The organism is Ancylobacter sp. SL191 (assembly GCF_026625645.1).
Classification (GTDB): domain Bacteria; phylum Pseudomonadota; class Alphaproteobacteria; order Rhizobiales; family Xanthobacteraceae; genus Ancylobacter.
Window position 1 is genome coordinate 2,303,502 of the sequence record NZ_CP113056.1, and the last position, 25,289, is coordinate 2,328,790.

At 68.0% G+C, this 25,289-nt stretch carries 22 protein-coding genes; 15 read left to right on the forward strand and 7 right to left on the reverse strand.

The window, feature by feature from the left end; genetic code table 11:
- Positions 1-11: 11 nt before the first annotated feature.
- From OU996_RS10385 to OU996_RS10405, 5 genes are read left to right on the forward strand one after another with little or no spacing between them, the layout of a single operon-like run.
- Positions 12-902 (forward strand): proline iminopeptidase-family hydrolase, encoded by an 891-nt coding sequence (locus OU996_RS10385; protein WP_267585515.1) that lies wholly within the window; start codon positions 12-14, stop codon positions 900-902.
- 12 nt (positions 903-914) lie between these two features.
- Positions 915-1,853, forward strand: a complete 939-nt coding sequence (locus OU996_RS10390) for an ABC transporter permease (protein ID WP_267585516.1) — start codon at positions 915-917, stop codon at positions 1,851-1,853.
- Positions 1,850-2,677: an ABC transporter permease gene (locus tag OU996_RS10395; RefSeq protein ID WP_267585517.1), complete on the forward strand. Its 828-nt coding sequence runs from the start codon at positions 1,850-1,852 to the stop codon at positions 2,675-2,677. Before OU996_RS10390 ends, OU996_RS10395 begins: the two co-directional genes overlap by 4 nt.
- Positions 2,674-4,449, forward strand: a complete 1,776-nt coding sequence (locus OU996_RS10400) for a dipeptide ABC transporter ATP-binding protein (protein ID WP_267585518.1) — start codon at positions 2,674-2,676, stop codon at positions 4,447-4,449. The genes OU996_RS10395 and OU996_RS10400 overlap by 4 nt, the downstream gene beginning before the upstream one ends.
- 54 nt (positions 4,450-4,503) lie before the next feature.
- Positions 4,504-6,033, forward strand: coding sequence for an ABC transporter substrate-binding protein (locus tag OU996_RS10405; protein WP_267585519.1), 1,530 nt, complete (start codon positions 4,504-4,506; stop codon positions 6,031-6,033).
- Positions 6,034-6,136: 103 nt separating this feature from the next.
- Here OU996_RS10405 and OU996_RS10410 read toward each other — a convergent pair whose 3' ends face one another.
- The 4 genes from OU996_RS10410 to OU996_RS10425 form a co-directional block, all read right to left on the reverse strand.
- Positions 6,137-6,814, reverse strand: coding sequence for an HAD family hydrolase (locus OU996_RS10410; protein WP_267585520.1), 678 nt, complete (start codon positions 6,812-6,814; stop codon positions 6,137-6,139).
- The gene (locus OU996_RS10415; protein ID WP_267585521.1) at positions 6,811-8,319 is read right to left on the reverse strand and encodes an FGGY-family carbohydrate kinase; all 1,509 of its coding nucleotides are present in this window, start codon (positions 8,317-8,319) and stop codon (positions 6,811-6,813) included. Before OU996_RS10415 ends, OU996_RS10410 begins: the two co-directional genes overlap by 4 nt.
- A gap of 116 nt (positions 8,320-8,435) precedes the next feature.
- The gene (locus tag OU996_RS10420) at positions 8,436-9,236 is read right to left on the reverse strand and encodes a BtpA/SgcQ family protein (protein ID WP_267585522.1); all 801 of its coding nucleotides are present in this window, start codon (positions 9,234-9,236) and stop codon (positions 8,436-8,438) included.
- A gap of 59 nt (positions 9,237-9,295) precedes the next feature.
- Positions 9,296-10,183: a DeoR/GlpR family DNA-binding transcription regulator gene (locus OU996_RS10425; RefSeq protein ID WP_267585523.1), complete on the reverse strand. Its 888-nt coding sequence runs from the start codon at positions 10,181-10,183 to the stop codon at positions 9,296-9,298.
- Between the two features lie 173 nt (positions 10,184-10,356).
- Between OU996_RS10425 and OU996_RS10430 the strand changes: the two genes are divergently transcribed.
- The 10 genes from OU996_RS10430 (at position 10,357) to OU996_RS10475 (ending at position 21,241) form a co-directional block, all read left to right on the forward strand.
- The gene (locus OU996_RS10430; protein WP_267585524.1) at positions 10,357-11,157 is read left to right on the forward strand and encodes an SDR family NAD(P)-dependent oxidoreductase; all 801 of its coding nucleotides are present in this window, start codon (positions 10,357-10,359) and stop codon (positions 11,155-11,157) included.
- 116 nt (positions 11,158-11,273) lie between these two features.
- Positions 11,274-12,410 (forward strand): ABC transporter ATP-binding protein, encoded by a 1,137-nt coding sequence (locus OU996_RS10435; protein WP_267585525.1) that lies wholly within the window; start codon positions 11,274-11,276, stop codon positions 12,408-12,410.
- Positions 12,411-12,430: 20 nt separating this feature from the next.
- Positions 12,431-13,228, forward strand: a complete 798-nt coding sequence (locus OU996_RS10440; RefSeq protein ID WP_267585526.1) for a carbohydrate ABC transporter permease — start codon at positions 12,431-12,433, stop codon at positions 13,226-13,228.
- An 85-nt stretch (positions 13,229-13,313) separates the two neighbouring features.
- Positions 13,314-14,594, forward strand: coding sequence for an extracellular solute-binding protein (locus tag OU996_RS10445; protein WP_267585527.1), 1,281 nt, complete (start codon positions 13,314-13,316; stop codon positions 14,592-14,594).
- Positions 14,595-14,774: 180 nt separating this feature from the next.
- A complete protein-coding gene (locus tag OU996_RS10450) occupies positions 14,775-15,656 on the forward strand; it encodes a carbohydrate ABC transporter permease (RefSeq protein WP_267585528.1) in 882 nt (293 codons plus the stop codon).
- 149 nt (positions 15,657-15,805) lie between these two features.
- Entirely contained in the window at positions 15,806-16,621 is an 816-nt protein-coding gene (locus OU996_RS10455; RefSeq protein WP_267585529.1) for a DeoR/GlpR family DNA-binding transcription regulator, read from the forward strand.
- 143 nt (positions 16,622-16,764) lie between these two features.
- Positions 16,765-17,778 (forward strand): ABC transporter substrate-binding protein, encoded by a 1,014-nt coding sequence (locus OU996_RS10460; RefSeq protein WP_267585530.1) that lies wholly within the window; start codon positions 16,765-16,767, stop codon positions 17,776-17,778.
- A gap of 24 nt (positions 17,779-17,802) precedes the next feature.
- Positions 17,803-18,843 (forward strand): ABC transporter ATP-binding protein, encoded by a 1,041-nt coding sequence (locus OU996_RS10465; RefSeq protein WP_267585531.1) that lies wholly within the window; start codon positions 17,803-17,805, stop codon positions 18,841-18,843.
- Positions 18,840-20,522 (forward strand): ABC transporter permease subunit, encoded by a 1,683-nt coding sequence (locus OU996_RS10470; RefSeq protein ID WP_267585532.1) that lies wholly within the window; start codon positions 18,840-18,842, stop codon positions 20,520-20,522. Before OU996_RS10465 ends, OU996_RS10470 begins: the two co-directional genes overlap by 4 nt.
- The gene (locus OU996_RS10475) at positions 20,519-21,241 is read left to right on the forward strand and encodes an HAD family hydrolase (protein ID WP_267585533.1); all 723 of its coding nucleotides are present in this window, start codon (positions 20,519-20,521) and stop codon (positions 21,239-21,241) included. The genes OU996_RS10470 and OU996_RS10475 overlap by 4 nt, the downstream gene beginning before the upstream one ends.
- Positions 21,242-21,247: 6 nt before the next feature.
- Here OU996_RS10475 and OU996_RS10480 read toward each other — a convergent pair whose 3' ends face one another.
- Genes OU996_RS10480 through kdpC form a run of 3 tightly spaced genes read right to left on the reverse strand, consistent with a single transcriptional unit; the run spans position 21,248 to position 25,236 of the window.
- Positions 21,248-21,931, reverse strand: a complete 684-nt coding sequence (locus OU996_RS10480) for a response regulator (RefSeq protein ID WP_267585534.1) — start codon at positions 21,929-21,931, stop codon at positions 21,248-21,250.
- Entirely contained in the window at positions 21,928-24,645 is a 2,718-nt protein-coding gene (locus tag OU996_RS10485; RefSeq protein ID WP_267585535.1) for a sensor histidine kinase, read from the reverse strand. The genes OU996_RS10480 and OU996_RS10485 overlap by 4 nt, the downstream gene beginning before the upstream one ends.
- A gap of 9 nt (positions 24,646-24,654) precedes the next feature.
- Positions 24,655-25,236, reverse strand: a complete 582-nt coding sequence (gene kdpC / locus OU996_RS10490; RefSeq protein WP_267581550.1) for a potassium-transporting ATPase subunit KdpC — start codon at positions 25,234-25,236, stop codon at positions 24,655-24,657.
- Positions 25,237-25,289 lie beyond the last annotated feature (53 nt).

The window sequence follows — 25,289 nt, forward strand, 5'->3', positions numbered from 1 at the left end:
TTGGCAGCACTATGTGGCGCGAGATCGAGCCGGACCAGCGGCAGGACATCACGGTCGATGGCCACCGGATCGTCACTTACAGCTTCGGCACGGGCGCGGAGACGGTGCTGCTGCTGAATGGCGGGCCGGGCCTGCCCAGCGACTATCTGCGCGAGGCGCATTCCTGCCTGATCGACCAAGGCTACCGAGTGGTAACATTTGACCAGCTCGGCACCGGCGCCTCCGATCGCCCGACCGATGAGGGGCTGTGGACCATTGCCCGCTATGTCGAGGAAGTCGAGGCGGTGCGCACGGCGCTCGACCTCGGACGGGTGCATCTGCTCGGCCATAGCTGGGGCGGCTGGCTCGCCATCGACTACGCGCTGACCTATCCTAACGCGTTGAAAAGCCTGATCCTTGCCGACACGGTGGCGGACATGCCGCATCTCGTCAGCGAGCTGGAAAAGCTGCGCGCGGCGCTGGGGCCGGAGACGGTTGCCATGATGCAGAAGCACGAGGCGGCCGGCACCTTCGACCACCCGGAATATCAGGCAGCGATTACCCTACTAAATTACCGCCATGTCTGCCGCCTGCCGGAATGGCCGGCGCCGGTGAAGCGCTCGCTGGATGACTGGAACATGGGCCCCTACATGACCATGCAGGGCCCGAACGAGTTCCTCTACACCGGCAATCTCAAGGACTGGAACCGCATCCCGGAGCTTCACCGTATCACAGTACCTACGCTGATCGTGGTCGGCGAGCGGGACGAACTCACGCCGGCCTGCGCGATGAAAATGAAGCACGCGCTGCCGCAGGCGCGGCTCAATCTCGTGCTCAATGCCAGCCATATGCCGTTCTATGAGAACCCGGCCGGCTACTACCCGGTCCTGCTTGATTTCCTCGCCAGCGCCTCGGGCGCGTGACGCATCCCGGACATGCACCGCTATTCCTTCATCCTCCGGCGTCCGCTGCAGTTTCTGCCGGTGATCTTCGGCGTCAGCCTCGTCACCTTCATCCTGGTGCGGCTGATCCCCGGCGACCCGGCGCGGGTGCTTCTGGGGGCGCGGGCGACGCCGACAGCGATCGCCAACATCCGCGCGCAATATGGGCTCGATGAGCCTATCTGGCTGCAATATCTCTATTTTCTCCGTAACCTCGTCCATGGCGAGATGGGCACCTCCATCGTCTACAAGATCGACGTGCTCCGGCTGATCGCGACCCGCATCGAGCCCACCTTGGCGCTGGTGCTGGCGAGTGTCGTGCTCTCCATCCTGATCGCCGTGCCGCTCGCAGCGCTCGCCGCCCGCAATCAGGGCCGGCCGATCGACCACGCCATCCGCGTCGTCTCGACCTTCGGCATCGGCTTTCCGCCCTTCTGGCTCGGGCTGATGCTGATCATCCTGCTGGCCGTCACAGTGCCGATCTTTCCGGTGTCTGGGTACGGTGACACGCTCGGCGACAAGCTCGCCCATCTGTTCCTGCCCGCCCTCACCATCGCTTTGTCGCTCTCCACCGTGCTGCTGCGCTCGCTGCGGGCGGCGATGATCGACTGGCTGAAATCGGATGTGGCGACCGCGGCGCGGGCGCGCGGCATGCCGGAATCCATCGTGTTCTGGCGCCATGTGCTGCCCAACGCCATCGCCCCCTCGATCAATCTGCTGGCCGTGAACATTGGCTGGCTGATCGGAGGCAGCGTGGTGATTGAGAGCATCTTCGCCCTGCCGGGCATGGGCCAGCTTCTGGTCCGGGCGATTTTCTCAAGGGATTACATGGTGGTACAGGGCGTCGCCATGGTGTTCGCCTGCGCCACCGTGCTGGTGAACTTCATCGCCGACATCGCCACCGTCGCCGTCGACCCGCGGGTGAAGCTGTGAGCGCCCCGCTTCTCACCACGCTCCGGCGCAACCCGACGCTGATGGCGGGGCTGGCCATCATCGGCCTGTTCGCCCTCGCGGCGCTCGCCGCGCCGGTGATCGCGCCCTATGACCCAATCTTTCAGGACGCCACGGCGCGGCTTCAGGCGCCCTCGCTGGCCCATCCCTTCGGCACCGACAATTTCGGCCGCGATATCCTCTCGCGCATCATCCATGGCGCGCGGGTGGATTTGCAGATGGCCGCCATCGGCGTGCTGTTCCCGTTCCTCATCGGTACGGTGATAGGCGCGGTGGCCGGCTTCTTCGGCGGCCTCATTGATGCCCTGCTGATGCGGCTGATCGACATCATCCTCGCCTTCCCCTTCCTCGTGCTGATGCTCGCCATCATCGCCATCCTCGGACCGGGATTGTCGAGCTTTTACATAGCGATGGCGCTGGTCGGCTGGGTCTCCTACGCCCGCCTCATCCGCGCGCAGATCCTCGTTCTGAAGACCGCCGACTATGCGGTGGCGGCGGTGAGTCTGGGCTTTTCCCGCCCACGCGTGCTGTTCCGCCACCTCCTGCCCAATGCCGTCGCCGGCTCGGTGGTGTTCTGCATGTCGGATGCGGTGCTGGTGCTCTTGTCGGGCGCGGCGATCTCCTATCTCGGCCTTGGCGTCCAGCCGCCGACGGCGGAGTGGGGTATCATGGTAGCGGAAGGTCAGTCCTTCCTGTCGCAGGCCTGGTGGATCACGGTGTTTCCCGGCCTCTCCATCGTCGTGCTGGCCTTCGGCTTCTCGCTGATCGGCGATGCGCTGGGCGAGCTGTTGGGGGTGCATCAATGAGCACGCCCGGCACCCCCAACCCGCTGCTGTGCGTCCGCGATCTCACCGTCACGGTGCGGAGCGAGGAGGGCACGCGCACGCTGATCGACGGCGTGTCGCTCGATCTCAATCGCGGCGAAGTGCTTGGTCTTGTTGGCGAAAGCGGATCGGGCAAGAGCCTCTTGTGCCGTTCGCTGGTGAAGCTTCTGCCCTCCCGCGCGCTGGCCATCACCGGTGGAACGGTGGAGCTGGACGGGCGCGACATCACCCAGGCGGATGCCGCCGCCATGGAGCAGATCCGCGGCGGCGCCATCGGCATGATCTTCCAGAACCCCACCAGCCATCTCGACCCGGTGATGCGGGTGGGGGACCAGATCGCGGAAGGGGTAATATTTCACCGCAGGCTCGACCGCGCGGCGGCGAAGGCGGAGGCCATCGCCATTATGGGGCAGGTCGGCTTCACCGATCCGCCGCGCCAATATGGCAACTATCCTCATGAATTCTCAGGCGGAATGCGCCAGCGGGCGATGATCGCCGTGGCGCTGGCCTGCGATCCCGACATTCTCATCGCGGACGAGCCGACGACCGCGCTCGACGTCACCATCCAGGCGCAAATCCTGCGTCTTCTCATGGAGTTGCGGGAGAAGCGCGGGCTCTCCATCATCCTCATCACCCATGATCTCGGCGTCGTCGCGCAGACCTGCGACCGCATCGCGGTGATGCGGCAGGGGCGGATCGTCGAGACCGGCCCGAAGCGGCATCTTCTTACCGCTCCGACGCATCCCTACACCCGCGCCCTGATCGCCAGCCACCCCTCCATGCCGGCCCTTGAGGCGGTGGCCGGTCAGTGCAGTGAGGTGGACGATCAGGCCAGTCAGACCAGCCAGATGACCGGTCAGGCCAGTGTGTCCACGCCCGCCGCAACGCCCGCTGGCGCCCCTGTTGCACCTCCTGCCGCCCCCCTCCGCCCGCTGGTCGAGATCGACGAACTTCAGGTGCGCTATCCCATCGGTGGCGGCTGGTTCACCCGGAAGCGGCACTTCAGCGCGCTGGCCGGCGTCTCCTTGCAGATCATGCCCGGCGAGACGGTGGGCATTGTCGGGGAGAGCGGCTCCGGCAAGTCGACGCTGGCGCGCGCCATGCTCGGCCTCGCCCCGATCTCCGACGGGCATGTGACTTTCGACGGCGACAGCCTGCGCCTCAAGCCCGGCCCGACGCTCGCCCGGATGCGGCGAGAGGCGGCGATGGTGTTCCAGGATCCCTACAACTCGCTCAACCCGCGCTTTACCATCGGCGACAGCCTTGCCGAGGTGCTGCGCGTGCAGGGCAAGGTGCCGGCCGCCGCCATTCCCGCCCGCGTCGCGGAATTGCTGGCGTTGGTCGAGCTCGACCCGGCGCTGGCCGGGCGGCGGCCGCGCGAGCTCTCCGGCGGCCAGTGCCAGCGCGCCGGCATTGCCCGCGCGCTGGCGGTCGATCCCCGTCTGATCGTCGCGGATGAATGCGTGGCGGCGCTGGATGTCACCATCCAGGCGCAGATCATCGCGCTGTTCCAGCGGCTGGTGGCGACGATGGACCTGACGCTGGTGTTCATCGCCCATGACCTCGCCATCGTCCGTAACCTGTGCGCGCGGGTGGTGGTGATGCATCACGGCCGCATCGTCGAGGAGGGGCCGAGCGCCGAGGTCTTCGCCCGGCCGCGCGAGGCCTACACCGCCGCCCTCATCGCCGCCATTCCCGACATCGACCCGGACCGGCCGCTTCTGGCCCCGGCGCCGACCGTGCTGTCCCCCTGACGTCTTTGCTTCCCGACTTGCCGTTCTCACCAACAAACCTTCCGAGGAAGAACGATGAAAACCGCCTTCAGGACATCCCGCCTCGCGGCCTTCGCCGCGCTGCTGTGCCTCTCCACCAGCTTCGCGCCGGTCGGCGAGGCTCATGCGGCGGGCGTGCTCTCCATCGCCCGCAACGAAGATTCCACCACCTTCGACCCGATCAAGTCGGCGCAGAATGTCGATAACTGGGTGTTCTCCAACGTGTTCGACGTGCTGGTGCGGGTCGATGCCACCGGCACCAAGCTGGTGCCGGGCCTCGCCGAGAGCTGGAGCGTCTCGGATGACGGGCTGACCTACACCTTCAAGCTGCGCGACGCGAAGTTCTCCGACGGCGCCCCGGTCACCGCCGAGGACGCGGCCTATTCGCTGATCCGCATCCGCGACGACAAGGGCTCGCTCTGGTCGGACAGCTTCAAGATCATCGACACCGCGACCGCGTCTGATGCCAGGACGCTGGTGGTGAAGCTCAAGAGCAAGTCGGTGCCGTTCCTGTCCATGATGGCGCTGCCGAACGCCTCGGTGCTGCCGAAGAAGCTGGTCGAGGGCGCCGCCGCCGATACGTTCGCCGAGAAGCCGGTCGGCTCGGGCGCCTTCAGCCTGGTCGAGTGGCGCCGCGGCGACCGCATCATCCTGAAGAAGAACCCGAATTACTGGGACGCCGCCAAGGTGAGCCTCGACGGCGTGGAATGGCTGGTCATTCCCGACGACAACACCCGCATGCTGAAGATCCAGGCCGGCGAGGTGGATGCCGCCATCACCGTGCCGTTCTCGCGCGTCGCCGAGCTGAAGAAGAACGCCGACCTCACCGTCATCAGCGATCCCTCGACCCGCGAGGACCACATGCTCATCAACCATGAGCATGGCGCGCTGGCGAAGAAGGAGGTGCGTGAGGCGCTCGATCTCGCCATCGACAAGAAGGCGATCGTCGAGGCCGCGACCTTCGGGCTGGGCGAGGTCGCCTATTCCTATGTGCCCAAGGGCTCGCTCTACCACTATGCCGACAATCTCCAGCGCCCCTATGACCCGGAGAAGGCCAAGAAGCTGCTGGCGGATGCCGGCGCCTCCGGCCTCACGCTCAACTACATCGTCAATGCCGGCAAGGAGACCGACGAGCAGATCGCCGTTCTCGTGCAGCAGCAGCTCTCCAAGGCGGGCGTGACGGTCAATCTCCAGAAGGTCGATCCCAGCCAGAGCTGGGACATGCTGGTGAACGGCGATTACGACATCTCGGTGATGTACTGGACCAACGACATTCTCGACCCGGACCAGAAGACCACCTTCGTCCTCGGCCACGACACCAACCTGAACTACATGACCCGCTACAAGAACGAGGAGGTCAAGGCGCTGGTGGAAGCCGCGCGTCTGGAGACCGATCCGGCGAAGCGCGAGGCCATGTATGTGACGCTGCAGAAGATGGCCAAGGCCGACGTCAACTGGATCGACCTCTATTACAGCCCCTATATCAACGTCACCCGGAAGAACATCTCCAACTTCCACCAGAACCCGCTCGGCCGCTTCTTCCTCGAAGAGACCGTGAAGAACTGACGGGGAAAGCTTCACGCGCCACGCCTTCACGCGTGACGCATCAAACGGAAATGGCCGGCGGTGACGCCGGCCATTTTGCGTTGGGGGGCTATGATCCGGCCGGTCAGGCGGGCGGGAACAGCGCCAGCACCTGGTCAATGGCCTCGATGGCGTGGTCGATATCGTCAAACGCCGCGCTGCCATAGCCGATGACGTGCAGCCCGGCGGCGCGGGCGGCGCGGGCGCCGGCGAGGCTGTCCTCCACCGCCACCACCTGGTCCGGCGGCAGGCCGAGGCGGGCGCAGGCGCGGGCATAGGGCTCCGGGTTCGGCTTGCCGTGCTCGACATCGTCGAGGCTGATGGAGAAGGCGAGCTTATCGGCGATGCCGAGCGCGTCGATATTGGCGTCCACCACGCGGCGGCTGGAATTGGAGACGCAGGCCTGCGCCACGCCGCGCCCGGCCAGCGTGCGGATGGTGGCGACCGCGCCGGGCAGCAGCATCAGCTCGGCGCGGTTCTCGACATAGAAGCGGTTGATGGCGGCGATCCACTCGGCCTCCACCGTGCTCTCCGGCAGGCGCGGGCGCAGGATTTTCCAGACATCGCGAATATGCGTGCCGCAGAACGCCTGATCCGGCAGGTCCGACAGGTCGGCGCCGAGCTCGCCGCAAATGGTGAGGAGGGCGCGGTGGTGCAGCGGCTCGCTGTCGATCAGCGTGCCGTCAATGTCCCAGGCGACGGCGCGGAAGCGGCGGGCATCGTTCAGGCGGGCATCGTTCAGGCGGGCATCGTTCAGGCTCATGCTTTGGCCTTTCCAGCCGGCGCCGACAGGCGGCGGTAGAGGTCGCGGTAGCGGGCATAGCCAGCGCGGTAGGTCTTGGTGTTGGCGAGGTTGGGTTCTATCACCTCATCCTCGCTGACGAAGCGAGAAATGCCGGCCCAGTCGGCAAGGCCGACGCCCACCGCCGCCGTCCAGGCCGCGCCGAGCGAGGAGCCGGGATGGCCCTTGAGGCGATGCACCGGCTGGCCGAGCACATCGGCGACGATCTGCATCCACACGCGGGAATTCGAGCCGCCATCGGAAACCATGACGCGGGTCGCCGCATGGCCCATGTCGCGGAGCACCTCGACATGGTGCGCGCCGGCATAGGCATAGGATTCCAGCAGCGCCCGCCAGAGATGGCCGATGTCGTGCGAGAGGGTGAGCCCGTCAATCACGCCGCGCGCGGCGGGATCATGGATCGGGGTCTTCTCGCCGAGGAAATAGGGCAGGATGGTCAGCCCGTCCGCCCCGGCCGGGCGCGTCGCGGCGAGCCGGTCGAGATGCTGGTGCAGGCTCAGCCCGGCGCGGGCGGCGGCGTCCGCCTCGCCGCCGGCGAAGTTGCGCACGAACCAGTTCAGCCCCGAGCCGCCGGTCGCCATGCAACCATTGGGCATATAGAGGCCGGGGATGAGGTGATAATCGAGATAGAGCCGCGGATCGGGCTTCACCTGATCGGTGGCGACGAGAATATCCACCGCGCCGCCGAATTTCAGCAGGATGTCGCCTGTGCGGGTGACGCCGGCGCCGAGCGCCGAGGCGATCATGTCCGCCGCGCCGCCAATGACCGGCGTGCCGGCGGCAAGGCCGGTCGCGGCCGCGCCCTCGGGGCTCACATGGCCCATGATCTCGTGCGAGGCGGTCTTGCGCGGCACGGCGCTGCGCGGAATGCGCGCCCAGGCGACCAGCTCGTCGTCGATCTCATGGCGGGAGACATCGACGAAGCCGGCCTCCAGCGCCCAGTTCTGCTCCACCGCCCGCTCGCCGGTGAGGCGCCAGTTCACATAATCATAGGAACCGAAGACGGTGGCGATGCGGGCGAAAATGTCCGGCTCGTGCCGGGCGATCCAGCGCAGCTTGGCGGTGACGAGCTGCTGGTTGATGCCATTGCCGGCCTTCTTGATGAAGGCGGCCTCGTCCTTCTCCGCGCGCAGTTCCGCGACTTCCGCGCCGCAGCGCCCGTCGCTCTGCTGGATGGAGGGGCGCAGTACGCGGCCGTCCGCATCCAGCAGCACCACGGCGGGCAGCATGCCGGTGACGCCGATGGCGGCGATCTCCGTGGGGTCGATGCCGATGGAATCGATGAGCTCGTGGGTGATGGCGCCGACATTCGCCCACCACTGCGCCGGGTCTTCCTCCGCCCAGCCGGCATGGGGCGAAGACAGGGTGACCGGGCGCGAGACGACGCCGAGCACCTCACCGGGCAGGCGCAGCAGGAAGCCGATGGTGGAGGTGGTGCCGATGTCGAGGCCAAGAACACAGGTCATTGGGCTGAGCTCATCGGGGGAGAACCTCTCGGGCGCGGTGGGCAAGGTCAATGCCGGAAAAAGACGTCATCCCGGCGACGGCGTGAGCCGGCCGGGATGACGGGGAGCGCGGGCGATCAGCGGATCGCGTTCACCACATCCATGAAGCGGGCGACGCGGCCGGCTTCCACCGGGTTCCAGGTGTTGCCGTCGACTTTGAAGTGGGTGCCGATGACGACGCCCGAGGCGACCGAGAAGATGTCGCGGATATTGTCGATGTTCACGCCGGTATTGGCGAAGATCGGCACGTCCTTGACCGTCTCGGCGACCTTGCGCAGATGCGACTGGTCGGCCGGCTGGCCGGTGAGCGGGCCAGAGACCAGGATGGCGTCGGCGAGCGAGGAGAACACCGCGCTCTTGGCGCGCAGCTCGATCGGGCGCTGGTCGAGCGAGTGGGCGAACTCGGCGTTGATGTTGAAGAGCATCTTCATGTCGTCGCGCTTCAGGTCATGGCGCAGCCGCGCCGCCTCGGCCGCGTTCGGCTCCCACAGGCCCATGTCGGAGGCGAACAGGCCGGTGAAGATCTCGCGCACGAAGCTCGCGCCGGTGATCGAGCCGATGGCGACGGTGGCGACCGGATCCCACAGATAGTTCACGCCGAACGGCACCTTCAGGCTCGGCTTCACCGCCTGCACGATGGCGCTCATGGCGGCGATGGAGGCCGGCGAGCCCTTGAAGACATAGGGGCGGTCGTTCTCATTGCCGAACATGATGGCGTCGACGCCGCCAGCCTGCAGCTTCTCGACATCGGCGAGCACGCCCTCGATCAGCTTGTCGAGGCCGCCATCGGCGTCATAAAGCGGCGCGCCGGGCAGGGCGCCGATGTGGGCCATGGCGATGACGACCTTCTTCTTGTCGCCGAAGCACTCGAAAACCATGCGATTCACTCCTTGAGAACAGGCAGGCGGCGCCGTGGCGCCGGAACGGGACAGCGCCGTCAGGCGCCGGAGACGGGTGAGGCGATGCGCACATCCACCCGCGCGGCCGCGAGGGCGGCGGCGATGCGCGGGGGCGGCTCGGCATCGGTGACGAGCATGTTGATGTCGGCGAAGGCGCCGACCTGAACCAGCGACATGCGCTGGAACTTGGCGCTGTCGCAGAGCAGGATCTTGAGGCCCGAACGGCGCAGATAGACGCGCTTCATGTCGGTGTCCTCGAAGGAATAGTCGAAGAACCCCTCCGCCGTGATGCCGGAGGTGCCGATCACCGCCGCGTCGAACCACAGCTTTTCGAACTGGGCGACGGCGGTCGGGCCATAGACCGACATTTCCTCCGGCCGCACGCGCCCGCCGGCGACGTAGATCTCCGGGCCGGCGCCATCGAGCGCGGTGGAGACGCGCAGGCTGTTGGTGAAAATCTTGAGATGGGCGACCTCGCGCAGATGCGCGGCCATCAGGAAGGTGGTGGTGCCGACATCCAGCGCCAGCGTGCGGTAGCCGGCGACGATGTTGGCGGCATAGGCGGCAATCGCCGCCTTGGCGTCGGCCCCGCGACGCAGGCGCGCGTCGAAGCTCGGCTCCTCGCTGTCCATGGCGACGCTGGCGGGCATGTCGTTGAGCACCGCGCCGCCATGCACGCGCACGAGGCGCCCCTCGCGCTCCAGCTCGACCAGATCGCGGCGGATGGTCATGTCGGAGACGCCGAGCGTGGCGGCGAGCGCGCTGACGCTGACCGAGCCGGCGAGGCTGAGTTGGTCGAGAATGCGGGCGTGGCGGGTGGGCGAGAGCAGGCGCTGGCGCTCATCGCCAGCCTCGGCCCGCGCTTCCGGCGGGACGGGCAGGGGCGGCTCGGTCCTGTGAGTGTCGGGCAGTCGGTCCCCGGCCATGCTCGCTCCTGCTCAATTGGACGTCCCGGTCGCGCCAGTGGCGGCTTTGCGGACCCGGATACGCCCCGGCGTCGGGAATCTGTAGCCGAGAGATCGAACATAATCAAACACATTTTAGCCCTTGATGTGCGTTCATGTTTGTTACATTCTCCCGACAACCTCAGGAGCCGAACATGATCCCGTTGACCGCGCCGACCCCCGTCTATGCCGAGCTGAAGGGCCGCAAGGCCTTCGTTACCGGCGGGGCGACGGGTATCGGGCGGGCGATCTGCGCGGCGCTGGTGAAGCAGGGCGTTGAGGTCGCGATCGGCGACATCAATCTCGACGCGGCGCAGGCGGCGGCGTCCGCCCTCGGTGCCGGCACGGTGGCGGTGGCCATCGATGTGCGCCGGCGCGAATCGGTCGAGGCGGGCTTCACCGCGGCGCTCGAGGCGCTCGGCGGCTGCGACCTGCTGATCGCCAATGCCGGCGTCTCCACCATGAATCCGGCGCTCGACCTCACCGACGAGGAATGGGATTTCAACTTCGATGTGAACACGCGCGGCGTGTTCCTCACCAACCAGATCGCCGCCCGGCACTTTGTGGCGCAGGGCAAGGGCTGCATCGTCAACACCGCCTCGCTGGCGGCGAAGGTCGGCGCGCCGCTGCTGGCGCATTACTCCGCCTCGAAATTCGCCGTGCTCGGCTGGACGCAGGCGCTGGCCCGCGAGCTCGCGCCGAAGGGCATCCGCGTCAATGCGGTGTGTCCGGGCTTCGTCGCCACCGGCATGCAGAGCCGCGAGGTCGAGTGGGAGGCGAAGCTGCGCGGCGTCACCCCCGAGCAGGTGGTCGCGGACTACATCGCCCAGACCCCGCTCGGCCGGCTGGAGCACCCGGAGGACGTCGCCGATGTCGTCGTCTTCCTCGCCTCCGAGCAGGCGCGCTTCATGACCGGCCAGGGCGTGAACGTCACCGGCGGCGTCTACACAACCTGATGCGATTCCTTACAGGCGGCCCCAGCGGGTCGCCTGTTTGCGTTAGGCGAAATGTTTGAATTTGTTTCTTCTGGCGGTCGGTCGCGCACAGGCCGGCGCCGGACAAGGGAAGTCTGATGGCGTCGATCGAACTCGATCATGTCTCCAAGCTCTACGCCAACGGCGCCTATGGCGTGCGGGACGTGGACCTGACGATTGAGGATGGCGAATTCGTCATCTTCCTCGGCCCGTCGGGCTGCGGAAAATCCACCACGCTGCGCATGATCGCCGGCCTCGAGGGCATCACCTCGGGCGATCTGCGCATTGGCGGGCGCAGCGTGACCAATGTGCCGCCGCGCGACCGCAACATCGCCGTCGTCTTCCAGTCCTACGCGCTCTACCCGCATATGAGCGTGCGCGAGAATATGGGCTTCGGCCTGAAGATGCGCGGCGTCGCCCGCCCCGTCATCGAGGAGAAGATCAAGGAAGCGGCCGGCCTGCTCGGCCTCACCTCCTATCTCGACCGCAAGCCCGCCGCGCTTTCCGGCGGCCAGCGCCAGCGCGTCGCGCTCGGCCGCGCCATTGTGCGCGATCCCGTCGCCTTCCTGCTCGACGAGCCGCTGTCCAATCTCGACGCGCAGTTGCGCGCCGAAATGCGGCTCGAACTCGTGAAGCTGCACCGCCGGCTCGGGCGCACCATCGTCCATGTCACCCATGACCAGGTGGAGGCCATGACCATGGGCGACCGCATCTGCATCATGCGCGACGGGCGGATGATCCAGGTCGGCAAGCCGCTCGATGTCTATGCCGACCCGGTCGACACGTTCGTGGCCCGCTTCCTCGCCACGCCGCCGATGAACCTCATCCCGGCGCGGCTGGAAGGGCAGGGCGACGGGCTGGTGGTGCGCGCCGACGGGCTGAACATCGCCGTCCCCGCCCAGCACCGCGACGCCTATGCCCCGGCGGCCGGGCGCGCGGTGATCTTCGGCCTGCGGCCGGAAGACCTGCATGAGGCTCCCGCGCCCGGCTACCAGCCGATCGAGGTGACGGTGGTGGCGATGGAATCGCTCGGCGTCGAGAACATCCTCGTCGGTCAGCTCGTGGGCACGCAAGGCGGCGCGCCGGTGGAAGTCGCCGCCCGCCTGTCGCGCCATTTCACCGCGCCGGTCGGCGCCACCGTGCCGCTCTATGTCGATGCGCGGCCCATGCATCTGTTCGACCCGGAGACGACGCGGGCGCTGCCCCGCCCCTCGCTCCGGCGCGTGGCCAACTGAGCGGGCGGGGGAACGGGATCATGCGGCGCATCGCTCTCCATGCCGGCCTTTTCTTCACCTGCGCCGTCATCCTCATTCCGCTGCTCTGGGTGGTGCGCACCAGCTTCCTGCCCGAATCCATGTCCTACTCGCCGGAGCTGATGCCGGCGGCGACGCTCGACAATTACGTCGCGCTGTTTACCTCCACCCGCTACGGCCAGTCCTATCTCAACAGCCTGATCGTTTCCGTCGGCTCGGTGATCGTCGCGCTGCCCTTCGCCTGCATGACCGGCTATGCCTTCGCCCGCTTCAAGACCAGCGGGCAGGGCGGGCGCTTCGCGGTGCTGGCGACGCAGATGCTGCCCCCCGTCGCCATCGTGCTGCCGGCCTTCGCGCTGCTGCGCATGGTGGGGCTGACCAATTCGCTGACCGGCCTGATCATCGTCTATGCGGCGATCAACCTGCCCTTCCTCATCTGGGTGCTGATGGGGTTCTTCGAGGGCATCCCGGTCGATCTCGAATGGGCGGCGCAGACCGATGGGGCGACGCCCTGGGGCGCGTTCTGGCGCATCGTGCTGCCGGTCTCGTTGCCGGGCATCGCGGCGGCCGGCGTGCTCGGCTTCATCATGACCTGGAACGAATTTCTCTTCGCGCTGGTGCTGAGCGGACCGCAGACGGCCACCGTGCCCGTCGCGCTCGCCTCGCTGCAGACCTCCAATGGCGTGCAGATCGCCAAGGTCTCGGCGGGCGTGGTGCTGGCGGTGCTGCCGCTGGTCATCGCCTCGCGCTTCATCCAGCGCTTCATCGTTCAGGGCCTCACCTTCGGCAGCGTGAAATGACCGCCGCCGGATACCGACCGCCGTGCCTTCCGGCACGCGCCAAGCCAGCGGGCGAACCCGCTCCAGACGGAACAGGAGAGACGACATGCAGATGAGACGCCGTATCGTCCGGGCGCTGCTCGGCGCCAGCATGCTGGCCGCCGCCAGTCCCGCCTTCGCCGACCCGATCACCCTGCGCGCCCTCATGGAGGACGTGCCGGAGACGCAGATCATCGAGAGCCTGCTGCCGGAATTCACCAAGGAAACCGGCATCAAGGTCGAGTTCGAGAAGATCGGCTATGGCGACATGCACGACAAGCTGGTCGCGCAGCTCGTCGCTCCCGAAAGCTATTACAACGTGCTGGAGGTCGACTTCCTCTGGGCCGGCGAGTTCCCCGCCGCCGGCTGGCTGGAAGATCTCAACCCCTATGTGCAGAAGTCCGGCTTTGACCTGAAGCCGTTCATCCCCTCGATGCTCGATCTGCTCGGCCGCACCCCGGACGCGCTGCCGATCCTGCCCATGTACAATTACTCGATGGGCCTGATCTACCGCACCGACCTCATCAACGATGCCAAGGTCAAGGCGGACTACAAGGCCAAGACCGGCAAGGAGCTGGCTCTGCCGGCGACGCTCGCCGACTATGTGGCGCTGTCGAAGTTCTTCAAGGCGCAGGGCGGCGACGTGGTCGGCGCGGCCATGCAGGGCCAGCGCGGCGACCCGAACGCGATGGAGTTCTCCAACTACCTGTTCTCCTCGGGCGGCGCCTATCTCGACGGCAGCCGCAAGGTGGTGCTGAACAGCGAGGCGGGCCTCACCGCGCTCAAGCTCTACGCCGACAACATCCAGAACGGCGCGCAGCAGGGCGCCCTCTCGGCCACGCTCGACGACACGATGCGGCTGATGTGCGCGGGCAAGGCATTCAGCATGGTCACCTATTGGTGGATGCTGCCGCAGCTCGACAATGCCGAGAAGTGCCCGGCGGTGGCCGGCAAGCTGGCGCTCAGCGTGATGCCGGGCGGCCATGGCGAGAGCGGCGGCTGGGGCTGGGGCATCCCGAAGAACACCTCGGATGAGTCCAAGGCCGCGGCCTGGAAGTTCATCGAGTGGGTGCAGGGCAAGAAGACCTCCATCGCCCGCGCCATGCAGGGCCATGCGCCGGTGCGCTCGGACGTGTTCGAGGACGCGGCGGTGCTGAAGAAGTACCCGTTCTACAAGACCGGTCTCGACATCGTCGCCACCGGCAAGTCCTTCCCGATCTTCGCCTATTCGGCGCAGTACGAGGACGTGCTGGGCACCCAGCTCTCGCTCGCCGCCGGCGGGCAGGCCAAGCCCGAGGAGGCGCTGAAGGCGGCTGCCGATGGCCTGACCCAGCTCATGAGCAAGTGAGCCTGTTCGCCTGAACATCGCGCGGGGGCTGTCGTGCAGCCTTGCGGTCCCCGCGTCCTCTTCCTCGCATCCGCGAGGCATCTCGGCCGACCCCTTCAGGCCACGGTGCGCCGGCCTCCCCCTCGGTCCGGCGCACCGTTCTTTTCCGAAGTTTCACGCAAGATCCAGGGACTCTCACCTATGGCACGACCGGCTTTCGCGGATCGGGACTGGCGCACCGGCTGGGCCTTCGCCGCGCCGGGGCTGCTGACGCTCGCCGTGGTGATGGGCTTCCCGCTGGTCTATGCGGGCCTGATCTCGATCTCCTCGCTCACCTTGCTGAAGCCGATGCTGACGCCCTATGTGGGGCTGAAGAACTTCATCGTGGTGATGAGCGAGCCGATCTTCTGGAGCGCGGTCTGGCTCACCATCAAATACTCGGTCGTCACCGTCGCCGCCGAATTCGCCATCGGTCTCGGCATCGCCCTGATGCTGAACCGCACCGTGACGATGAAGCCGGTCTATTTCGCCGTGCTGACCATTCCCATGGCGATGTCGCCGGTGAGCGTGGCGCTGATCTGGCGCATGCTGCTCCAGCCCAATCTCGGCATCGTCAACCAGACCTTGGAGGCGATGGGCCTGCCGCGCGTCGACTGGCTGGGCGATCCGGGCCTTGCGCTGTGGACCATGGCGGCGATCGATGTGTGGCAGCAGACCTCCTTCGTGGTGCTGATCCTCGCCGCCGGCCTCGCCGCTTTGCCGCGCGATCCCTATGAGGCGGCGGAGGTGGACGGGGCGAGCCCGTTCCAGCAGTTCTGGTTCATCACCCTGCCCATGCTGCGGCCGGTGGCGGCGATTGCCGTCATCATCCAGCTCATCAACGAGTTCCGCACCTATGACCTGCCCTACATCCTCACCAAGGGCGGGCCGGGGAATGCGACGGAGGTGCTGAGCTTCTTCGCCTATCGCCGCGCCTTTCTCGGCCTGCACCTCAATGAGGGCGCGGCGGCCGCCTTCGCGCTGCTGCTGATCGTGCTGAGCCTCACCGTGCTGTTCTTCGCGGCGCTGGAGCGGCGGCGCTGAGCCGCCGCGTGAGATGCTTGACCGTGCGGCGGCGCTGAGCCGCCGCGTCTGGAACCGTGCCTGCGGCGGCGCTGAGGCAGGCCCGGCTTGAAAGCGGGGGCGCTTCGGCGCCATAAGGGCGTGTCCTTTCCTGCGCGCCCGGTCCAGCGATGAACATCTCTCCACCTGCCCCCCGGCCCGGCGTTCCCGAGCCGGTGGCCGGCGACAAGAAGAGCCGCCGGCAGAACGCGGTGCTGCTGCTGCTGGAGCAGGTCGGCTACGCCTCGGTGGAGCAGCTCGCCGAGCGTTTCGGCATCACCACCCAGACCGTGCGGCGCGACATCGCCGAGCTCTCTGCTGCCGGCAAGGTGCGCCGCTATCATGGCGGCGCCGCCATCTCGATGGCCGCCATCGACGCGGTGACCTACCGCCAGCGCCGGGTCGAGCGCGTCGAGGCCAAGCGCCGCATCGCCGCCCGCGTCGCCGAGCTGATCCCGGACGGCGCCTCGCTGTTCCTCGACACCGGCACGACCTGCGAGACGGTGGCGGAGGCGCTGGTGGCGCGCTCCAACCTCAAGGTCGTCACCTACAGCCTGCGCGCGGCGACGCTGCTGGCGGATCGCACCGATTTCACCATCGCCGTGCCCGGCGGCTTCGTGCGCAATGTCGATGGCAGCGTGTTCGGCGAGGGCGCGGTGGACTTCATCCGCCGCTTCCGCTTCGACGTGGCGATCATCGCCGTCTCCGGCGTGGAATCGGACGGGCGGCTCTCCGATGACGACCATAACGAGGTCGCGGTGGTGCGGGCGGCGATGAAGCTGGCGCGTTCGATCATCCTCACCGCCGACAGCAGCAAGTTCGACCGCACGGCGCTGGTGGAGCTGGGCAATGTGGCCGATGTCTCGGCCTTCGTGACCGATGCACAGCCCGGCGGCGCGCTCACCGCGCTGATGGCGCAGGCGGGCGTGGAACTGCACATATCCTGAGCGCGCGCCGCATCGAAGTTGGACTTTACACCCCGCTGATTCGATTCTAGCGTTCGGAATGTTGGAAATATTACATTTTGATCGACATTTGATCGAAATGAGACTTTCCGGCGCAAAGAGCCAATAAAAACCGGAGTGGGACCATGCTGACGATGAAGGCCGGGCGTGCGCTGCTGACGGCAGCCGCTCTCACCATGCTGGGGGGCATCGCCTCCGCCGAGACGATCACGGTGTACACCGCCTATGAGGAGGACGAGGCCGCGGCCTTCCTTGCCGAGGCGAAGAAGTCGCTGCCGGACCTCGACGTGAAGATGCTGCGCATGTCCACCGGCGACCTCGCCGCGCGCATCATCGCCGAATCCGGCAACCCGCAGCATGACGTGCTCTGGGGCTTCGCCGTCACCTCAATGGTTGATCCGCGCATTGCCGCGACGCTCGAGCCCTACAAGCCGAAGGGCGTCGAGGCGATCGCCGAGCGGTTCCGCGACAAGGACGGCAAGTGGTTCGCCGTCACCGGCTACATGGCCGCCTTCTGCGTCAACAAGGACCGCCTCGCCGCCAAGGGCCTGCCCATGCCGACCTCCTGGGCCGACCTCACCGACCCGAAGTTCAAGGGCGAGGTGGTGATGCCGAACCCGGCCAGCTCCGGCACCGGCTATATCCAGGTCGACTCGCTGCTGCAGATGATGGGCGAGGAGAAGGGCTGGGCCTTCCTCGAAAAGCTCGACAAGAACGTCGCGCAGTACATCAAGTCCGGTTCCAAGCCCTGCAACGCCGCCTCGGCCGGCGAATATGCGGTGGGCGCTTCCTTCGAGCTGCGCGCCATCAAGAACATCGAGGAAGGCTACCCGATCGCCATGGTGATCGCCTCGGAAGGCGCCGGCAACGAGCTGGAGGCCAATGCGCTGATCGCCGCCTCCAAGCACAAGGACGCCGCCAAGCGCTTCCTCGACTGGACGGTGAGCAAGAACGCCGCCGATTCCTACTACAAGTGGAAGGCCATCGTGACCGTGCCCGGCGGCACCATGCCGGAGCGCTTCATCAAGGCCGGCCTGCCGGCGGATGTCTCCAAGGTGCTGTTCCCGGTCGATTTCGCGGCCGCGGCCAGCGAGCGGGCGCGCATCATCGAGACCTGGCAGAAGAAGTTCGAGCGCTGATCGCGGGGCGGGGGAGATACGGCCATGAGTCTCGCGATCCGGGAGGTGTCGAAACGGTTCGCGGGGGTCACGGCCCTCGACCGTGTCTCCCTCGACGTGCCGAACGGCACCTTCGTCTGCTTCCTCGGCCCCTCCGGCTGCGGCAAGACCACGCTTCTGCGGGTCATTGCCGGGCTGGAGAGCGCCGATAGCGGCGAGATCCGCCTCAACGGGACGGATCTCATCCACACACCCGCCAAGGACCGGAATTTCGGCATCGTCTTCCAGTCCTACTCGCTGTTCCCCAATATGAGCGCGGCGCGCAACGTGGCCTATGGCCTCGAATGCCGCCGCTGGCCCAAGGCCGAGATCGGCCCGCGCGTCGATGCCATGCTCAAGCTGGTGCATCTGGCCGAGCACGCGCCGAAGCTGCCCTCGCAGCTCTCCGGCGGCCAGCAGCAGCGCGTGGCGCTCGCCCGCGCCATGGCGCCCGATCCGGGCCTCCTGCTGCTCGACGAGCCGCTCTCGGCGCTCGACGCCAAGGTGCGCGAGGAATTGCGGGTGGAGATCCGCGCCGTGCAGCGGCGGCTCGGCATCACCACCATCATGGTGACGCATGACCAGGAGGAGGCGCTCGCCATGGGCGACCTCGTCGTGGTGATGAGCCGGGGCGTGATCGAGCAGGCCGGCGCGCCGCGCGAGCTCTACGACAACCCGGCGACGCCCTTCGTCGCCAGCTTCATCGGCGGCATGAACATTCTCGAGGTGACACCGGGGAGCGAAGGCCGCCCGGTCTTCGCCGAGGTGCCGCTGGTCGTCGCCAACTCTGCCACCGGCGCCGCGCGCAGCGTCGGCCTTCGGCCCGAGCAGGTGGTGATCGGCGGGCCGGAGGCGCGCGGCGAGAACATCGTGCCCGGCCGCATCCTCGATGTCGCCTTCCTCGGCAATCTTACGCGGGTCTCCGTCGAAACCCCCGCCGGCGGCGCGCCGGTGATCGCCGAGCTGCATGGCCGCTCGCGCGTGCCGGCGGCCGGCCAGGCGGTGACGCTGCATCTGCCGGCCGATGCGCTGCGGGTGCTGGCATGAGCGTGATGTCGGACGCCTATCCTGCCGCCGGTCGCCGCCGCTGGTTCACCGATGCGCGGGTCTCGCGCCTGCTCACGGCGGCGGTCGCCCTTCCGCTCGCTTTGTTCTTTCTGCTGCCGCTGCTGTCGATCCTGCTGCGCAGTTTCGACACGGCAGCGGGCTTCGGCCTCGGCAATTTCGCCGCGACGCTGTCCACCGCGCGGTTCTGGGAGCTGGTGCGCAACAGCGTCGCCATGTCGGCGCTCGCCACCGTGCTCGCCGTGTCGCTGGCCTATCTCTACGCCTATGGCATCCAGCGCACCCAGGTGCCCGGCAAGAGCGTGCTGCGCATCATCGCGCTGATGCCGCTCTTCGCGCCGTCGCTGGTGCAGGCGCAGGGGCTCATATTGCTGCTCGGCCGCAATGGCGCGCTGAACCGCTTCTTCGATGCGGGAATCGAGATCTACGGCTTCTGGGGCACGGCGATCGCCAACCTGCTCTACGCCTTCCCCTATGCCTTCCTCATTCTCTCCGCCGCCCTCGCCATCGCCGATGGCCGGCTCTATGAGAGCGCCACCGTGATGGGGGCCGGGCCGCTGCGCATCTTCCGTACGGTGACGCTGCCGGCGACCCGCTTCGGCCTCGCGGCGGCCGGTTTCGTCGTCTTCACGCTGGTGATGACCGACTTCGGCAATCCGATGGTGATCGGCGGCGATTTCAACGTGCTCGCCACCGAGATCTACAACCAGGTGATCGGCCAGGCGCAGTTCGGGCTGGGCGCGGTGATCGGCGTGGTGCTGCTGGTGCCGGCGGTGATCGCCAAGGTGCTGGAAAAGCGCCTGACCCGCGCCCAGCACGCGCTGCTGACCGCGCAATCGGTGCCGCTGGTGATACGCCCGAGCTGGCGGCGCGACCTCGGCTTCGGCGTCTATCTCTACACCGTGGCCGCGCTGATGCTGTCCGTGGTCGGCGTGGTGATCTTCGCCAGCTTCGTGCGGCTGTGGCCGTACAACATGCAGCTCACGCTGAAGCACTACCAGTTCGACGTGCAGAACGGCATCGCGCCCTTGTGGAACAGCATCGCCGTGGCGCTGGCGACGGCCCTGCTCGGCGTGCTGCTGGCGGGCGCGGCGGCCATTGTCGTCAACAAGTTCCGCAATTCCTTCACCGGCGCGCTGTCGCTGCTGGCGGTGCTGCCCTCGGCGGTGCCGGGCATGGTGCTCGGCCTGGGCTATGTGCTGACCTTCAACAACCCGATGAACCCGCTGAACCTGCTCTATGGCGGCTTCGCGCTGATCATCATCCTCAACGTCTATTACAACCACAGCCAGGCCTTCCTCATCAGCTCCACCAGCCTCGGGCAGATTGGCGGCAGCTTCGACGAGGCCTCGACCATGCTCGGCGCGGGGGTGCTGCGCACGCTGTGGAAGGTGACGCTGCCGCTGATCTGGCCGACGCTGCTGGGCATCGGCGTGTTCTATTTCATGCGCGCCATGGTCTCGCTCTCGGCGGTGATCTTCCTCATCACCCCCTCGACGCAGGTGGCGGCGGTCTCCGTGCTCCAGCTCACCGATCGCGGCGCGGTGAACCAGGCGGCGGCCTTCTCGGTCTGCATCATGGCGGTGGTGGTGGCCTGCCTGCTGCTGGTGCGGCTGGTGCTCGTGCTGGCAGGCGTGCGCAACGTGACGCTGATCCGATGAGCGAGGCGCGTATGCTGCGGGCCATCCTGTTCGACAAGGACGGGACGCTGCTCGACTATGAAAAGACCTGGGGCGGCATCAACCGCGCCGCCGCCGCGCTCGCCGGGGCGGGCGATCCCGATCTCGCCGCGCGGCTGCTCGATCTCGGCGGCGTCGACCGGTCGAGCGGGCGCACGCGGGCCGACAGCCTGCTCGCGGCCGGCAATACCCGCGAGATCGCGCAGGCCTGGGTGGCGGCCGGCAGCCCGCATGAGGTGGGGGCGTTGACCCGCCAGCTCGACGATCTGTTCACCCAGTCGGCCGCCCTTGCCGTGCCGGTGACCGACCTTGCCGCGCTGTTCGGCCGGCTGACCGCGCGCGGGCTGGTGCTCGGCATCGCCAGCAGCGACAGCGAGGCCGCCATTCTCGCCACGCTGCGCACCTTCCGCATTGAGGCCCATGTGCGGGTGGTGATCGGCTATGACAGCGGCTTCGGCAGCAAGCCGGGGCCCGGCATGGTGCTGGGCTTTTCCGCCCTGACCGGCATCGCCCCGACGGAGATCGCGGTGGTCGGCGACAATCTGCACGACATGGAAATGGCTCGCGCCGCCGGGGCGGGCTGGCGCATCGGCGTGCTCACCGGCACGGGGAGCCAAGCGAGCCTCGCGAGCGCCGCCGATCTGTGCCTGCCGAGCATCGCCGCGCTGGAGAGCGACTTCCTGCCCGCGCCCGTGGCGTGAAACCGGTTACCCGCCCATGCGGTAACCGACGCCCGGCTCGGTGACGATCAGCGCGGGATTGGTCGGGTCGTCCTCGATCTTGGCGCGGAGCTGGCCGACATAGACCCGCAGATATTGCGTGTCGTGCTCATGCGCCGGGCCCCACACCGCGCGCAAGATGTGGCGGTGGGTGGCGACCTTGCCGCCATGGCGGGCAAGGAAAGCGAGGAGGTCGAACTCCTTCGGCGTCAGCTTCACCTCCGCCCCCTCGCGGGTGACGCGGTGGCGGGGAATGTCGATCTCGACCGCGCCGAGCCGCAGCACCGGCGTCTCGCCCTTCTCCTGCATGCGGTGGCGCAGCGCCGCGCGCAGCCGGGCCATCAGCTCGCCCATGCTGAAGGGCTTGTTGATGAAGTCGTCGGCGCCGAGGTCCAGCGCCTCGATCTTCTCGGCCTCGCGGTCGCGGGCGGAGAGCACGAGGATGGGTACCGCCGACCATTCGCGCAGGCGGCGGATCACCTCCTTGCCGTCCATGTCCGGCAGGCCGAGATCGAGGATCACCGCGTCCGGCCGGCGATTGGCGACCTGGGCGAGGGCCTGCATCCCGTCCTCCGCCCGCAACGCCTCATAGCCGTTCGCGGCGAGTGCTGGCGCCATGAAGCGGTGGATCGCCGGTTCGTCATCGACCACCAGAACCGTGCCCGCGCTCATGACGGCTCCTCCGCTCCCGCCTCCTGCGCCGCCTGTGCCGGCAGCGGCAGGCGCAGCGCGATGCGCGTGCCGTTGCGCTGGCCGGGCGCCGGGCTGCGGGCGGAGACCGAGCCGCCATGCGCCTCGACCACGCCGCGGGTGATGGCAAGGCCCAGCCCCGAGCCGTCGCCACCATCGCCGGCCCCGCGCGGGGCGCGCACGAACTTCTCGAACACATGCGGCAGCGTCTCGGCGGGGATGCCCGGCCCGTCATCGGTGACGGCGATGACCATCTGACCCTCGATGACGGTCGCGGAGAGGCCGACGCGGGCGGTCGGCCCGGCATAGCGCACCGCATTGGCGACGACATTGCCGAGCGCCTGGTCCATCAGGTTCGGGTCGGCCTCGATGAGCGGCAGGTCGGGCGCGGCGGTGACGACGAAACGCTGCGTCGCCCCGCGCTTCTTCACCGCCGCCACCGCCCGGTTCATCAGCTCCACCACATCCACCCAGTCCCGCCTCATGTCGAGCGCGCCGGCTTCCAGCCGCGTCATGGAGAGCAGGTTGCGCACCATGAGGTCGAGATTTTCCGCCTCGTCGCGCATCTGCGCCAGAAGATCCTGCCGGGCCTCGGCGGGAATGTCCGGGCCGTAGTCGAGCAGGCTGGTGGCGGCGCCGAGGATGGAGGCGAGCGGCGTGCGGAAATCATGACTGATCGAGGCGAGCAGGATGTTGCGCACCCGCTCGGTCTCCGCCGCCGTCCGCACCCGCGTGACTTCTGCCGACAGGCGCGTGCGCAGCAGCGCGGCGGCGGTCTGTTCGGCCAGGGTGCCCAGCAGACCCTCGCTCTCCGTGTCGAGCGGCGGGGCGGCGCTGTCCTGCTCGATGCCGATGACGCCGATGCGCGAGCTGCCGGCCGGGCTGCCATCCGTGCCGCCGAGCGGGCGGAACAGCCAGGGCGCGGTCGGCAACGTGCCGGTGCCCGCGCCCGCGGGCTCGCCGCGCTCATAGGCCCAGGCGGCGGCGGTCATGGAGGCGGTGTCGAGCCGGTCTTCCGGCGGCCAGGCGGCGGCAATGGCGAGGCCGGTGTCGCGCCCGACCAGAATGACGCTGGCGCGCCCGAGCGTGGCGTGCAGCTCCACCGTCGCGGCCTCCGCCACCTTCGCCTCGTCCGGCAGGGCGGAGAGCTTGCGGGTGAAATCATAGAGCCGCCGTGTTGCCCGCATCCGCCGGGCGGCAAGGCGCGCCTGCTCGCGCGCGCGGCCGGCGATGGCGGAGATGATGATGGCGACGATGAGGAAGATCAGCAGCGCCAGCAGCTCATGCGGGCGCGCCACGGTGAAGGTGTCGACCGGGTCGATGAAGAAAAAATTATAGGCGAGGAAGGACAGGCCCGAGGCAAGAATCGCCGGCCAGACGCCATGCAGCAGCGCCGGCAGCAGCACGGCGAGCAAATAGAGCATCGACACGTTGGGCAGCGTGACGAAGCGTGTCAAGAACAGGCCGAGCACGGTGGCGGCGGCGACGCCGAGCGTGGCGGTGACGTAGCCGAGAACCGGGCCGACGGGCGGCAGGCGCTTCAGCCAGTCGGGTGCGGCATCGCGGCTCTCGGCGGTGACCACATGCACGGCGATGCCGTCGCTCGCCCGCACCAGCGCATCGGCCAGCGAGCGCCGCAGCGGCAGCAGCCAGCGCCGGCGCGCCTTGCCGACGATGATCTGGGTGACGTTCTCGAAGCGAGCGACACGCAGCACCTCGCCGGGAATGTCGTTGGCGACCAGCGCCCGCGTCTCCGCCCCCAGCGTCTCGGCGAGCCGCATGCCGGCGTCGAGCCGCGCGCGCTCATGGGTCGGCAGCACATGGCCGGGCCGTTCCACTGTGACGGCGAACCAGCGCGCGTCGAGCAGGTCGGCGAGACGTTTGGCCTCGCGCACCACCCGCTCGGCCGCGCTGTCCGGCCCGACGCAGACCAGCAGCCGCTCGCCGGCCGCCCACGGCCCGGCAATCGCCGAACCCTGCATGCGCTCGACGAGATCGCTGTCGACGCGGGCGGCGACGCGGCGCAGCGCCAGCTCGCGCAGGGCGGTGAGGTTGCTCGGCTTGAAGAAGCTCTGCACCGCGCGGGTGGCGGTGTCCTCGACATAGACCTTGCCGTCGGCGAGGCGCTTGATGAGCTCGTCCGAGGGTAGATCGACGAGGATGATCTCGTCCGCCTTCTCCAGCGCCCGGTCCGGCACGGTCTCGCGCACCCGCACACCGGTGATGCGCTGGACCACGTCGTTCAGGCTCTCCACATGCTGGATGTTGAGCGTGGTCCACACATCGATGCCGGCGGCGAGCAGATCCTGCACGTCCTGCCAGCGCTTGGGGTGGCGCGAGCCCTCGACATTGGAATGGGCGTATTCGTCGACCAGCAGCAGCGAGGGGCGGCGGGCGAGAGCGGCATCGAGATCGAATTCCGGCACCAGCCGGCCGCGATAGGCGATGCCCTTGCGCGGGAGGATCTCCAGCCCCTCGACCAGCGCCTGCGTCTCCGCCCGTCCATGGGTCTCGACGATGCCCGCCACAACGTCGCGGCCGCCCGCGCGGGCGGCGCGGGCGGCGTTCAGCATCGCATAGGTCTTGCCGACCCCCGGCGCGGCGCCGAGGAAGATGCGCAGCTGGCCGCGCGCCTCGCGTTCGGCGGCGGCCAGCAGGGCTTCCGGGTCGGCGCGGGAGGGTTTTTCCGCGCTCATTGCGGGGCTCTATTGCGGGCGCGGCGCCGGGGCGCTGGCATCGAGCGCCAGATTGAGGGCGAGAACGTTGACGCGCGGATCACCGAACACTCCGAACTGCGGTCCCTCTATGTGCGCGTTCACGAGATCGCGGACAAGCGCCGGCTCCACCTTGCGGGCGGCGGCGACGCGCGGCACCTGCGCCAGCGCATAGGCCGGGGAGATGTGCGGATCGAGCCCGCTGCCCGAGGTGGTGACGGCATCGGCCGGGATCGGGCCGGTGAGGCCGGCCGCGCGCAGCGCGTCGGCATCCGTCTTCAGCCGCTCGGCCAGCTTGGCGCTGGTCGGCCCCAGATTGGTGCCGGAAGAGGCCGAGGCGTCATAGCCGTTGCCCGCCGCCGAGGGGCGCGGGTGGAAATAGGTCGCGCCGGCGAAACCCTGGCCGATCAGTGACGAGCCGACCACGGTGCCGTCGCGGGTGATGAGCGAGCCGCGCGACTCGCTGGGGAACAGCGCCTGCGCAGCCTCGGTCATGGCGAGCGGGTAGGCGATGCCGGTGAGGAGGGTGAAGGCGATGAGCAGCGTCAGTGCCGGGCGAAGATGGGTTAGCATGATGAAGTTCCTTGTCATTCATCGGCGTCATCCCGGACGGCCGAAGGCCGATC

What these genes read in the sequence shown, in the direction of transcription:
- OU996_RS10430 (WP_267585524.1), top strand. Translation starts at nt 10,357, where the DNA reads ATGATCCCGTTGACCGCGCCGACCCCCGTCTATGCCGAGCTGAAGGGC.
- OU996_RS10415 (WP_267585521.1), bottom strand. Translation starts at nt 8,319, where the DNA reads ATGACCTGTGTTCTTGGCCTCGACATCGGCACCACCTCCACCATCGGC.
- OU996_RS10400 (WP_267585518.1), top strand. Translation starts at nt 2,674, where the DNA reads ATGAGCACGCCCGGCACCCCCAACCCGCTGCTGTGCGTCCGCGATCTC.
- OU996_RS10455 (WP_267585529.1), top strand. Translation starts at nt 15,806, where the DNA reads ATGAACATCTCTCCACCTGCCCCCCGGCCCGGCGTTCCCGAGCCGGTG.
- OU996_RS10460 (WP_267585530.1), top strand. Translation starts at nt 16,765, where the DNA reads ATGCTGACGATGAAGGCCGGGCGTGCGCTGCTGACGGCAGCCGCTCTC.
- OU996_RS10440 (WP_267585526.1), top strand. Translation starts at nt 12,431, where the DNA reads ATGCGGCGCATCGCTCTCCATGCCGGCCTTTTCTTCACCTGCGCCGTC.
- OU996_RS10485 (WP_267585535.1), bottom strand. Translation starts at nt 24,645, where the DNA reads ATGAGCGCGGAAAAACCCTCCCGCGCCGACCCGGAAGCCCTGCTGGCC.
- OU996_RS10480 (WP_267585534.1), bottom strand. Translation starts at nt 21,931, where the DNA reads ATGAGCGCGGGCACGGTTCTGGTGGTCGATGACGAACCGGCGATCCAC.
- OU996_RS10425 (WP_267585523.1), bottom strand. Translation starts at nt 10,183, where the DNA reads ATGGCCGGGGACCGACTGCCCGACACTCACAGGACCGAGCCGCCCCTG.
- OU996_RS10470 (WP_267585532.1), top strand. Translation starts at nt 18,840, where the DNA reads ATGAGCGTGATGTCGGACGCCTATCCTGCCGCCGGTCGCCGCCGCTGG.
- OU996_RS10465 (WP_267585531.1), top strand. Translation starts at nt 17,803, where the DNA reads ATGAGTCTCGCGATCCGGGAGGTGTCGAAACGGTTCGCGGGGGTCACG.
- OU996_RS10475 (WP_267585533.1), top strand. Translation starts at nt 20,519, where the DNA reads ATGAGCGAGGCGCGTATGCTGCGGGCCATCCTGTTCGACAAGGACGGG.
- OU996_RS10445 (WP_267585527.1), top strand. Translation starts at nt 13,314, where the DNA reads ATGCAGATGAGACGCCGTATCGTCCGGGCGCTGCTCGGCGCCAGCATG.
- OU996_RS10450 (WP_267585528.1), top strand. Translation starts at nt 14,775, where the DNA reads ATGGCACGACCGGCTTTCGCGGATCGGGACTGGCGCACCGGCTGGGCC.
- OU996_RS10420 (WP_267585522.1), bottom strand. Translation starts at nt 9,236, where the DNA reads ATGGTTTTCGAGTGCTTCGGCGACAAGAAGAAGGTCGTCATCGCCATG.
- OU996_RS10385 (WP_267585515.1), top strand. Translation starts at nt 12, where the DNA reads ATGTGGCGCGAGATCGAGCCGGACCAGCGGCAGGACATCACGGTCGAT.
- kdpC (WP_267581550.1), bottom strand. Translation starts at nt 25,236, where the DNA reads ATGCTAACCCATCTTCGCCCGGCACTGACGCTGCTCATCGCCTTCACC.
- OU996_RS10435 (WP_267585525.1), top strand. Translation starts at nt 11,274, where the DNA reads ATGGCGTCGATCGAACTCGATCATGTCTCCAAGCTCTACGCCAACGGC.
- OU996_RS10390 (WP_267585516.1), top strand. Translation starts at nt 915, where the DNA reads ATGCACCGCTATTCCTTCATCCTCCGGCGTCCGCTGCAGTTTCTGCCG.
- OU996_RS10410 (WP_267585520.1), bottom strand. Translation starts at nt 6,814, where the DNA reads ATGAGCCTGAACGATGCCCGCCTGAACGATGCCCGCCTGAACGATGCC.
- OU996_RS10405 (WP_267585519.1), top strand. Translation starts at nt 4,504, where the DNA reads ATGAAAACCGCCTTCAGGACATCCCGCCTCGCGGCCTTCGCCGCGCTG.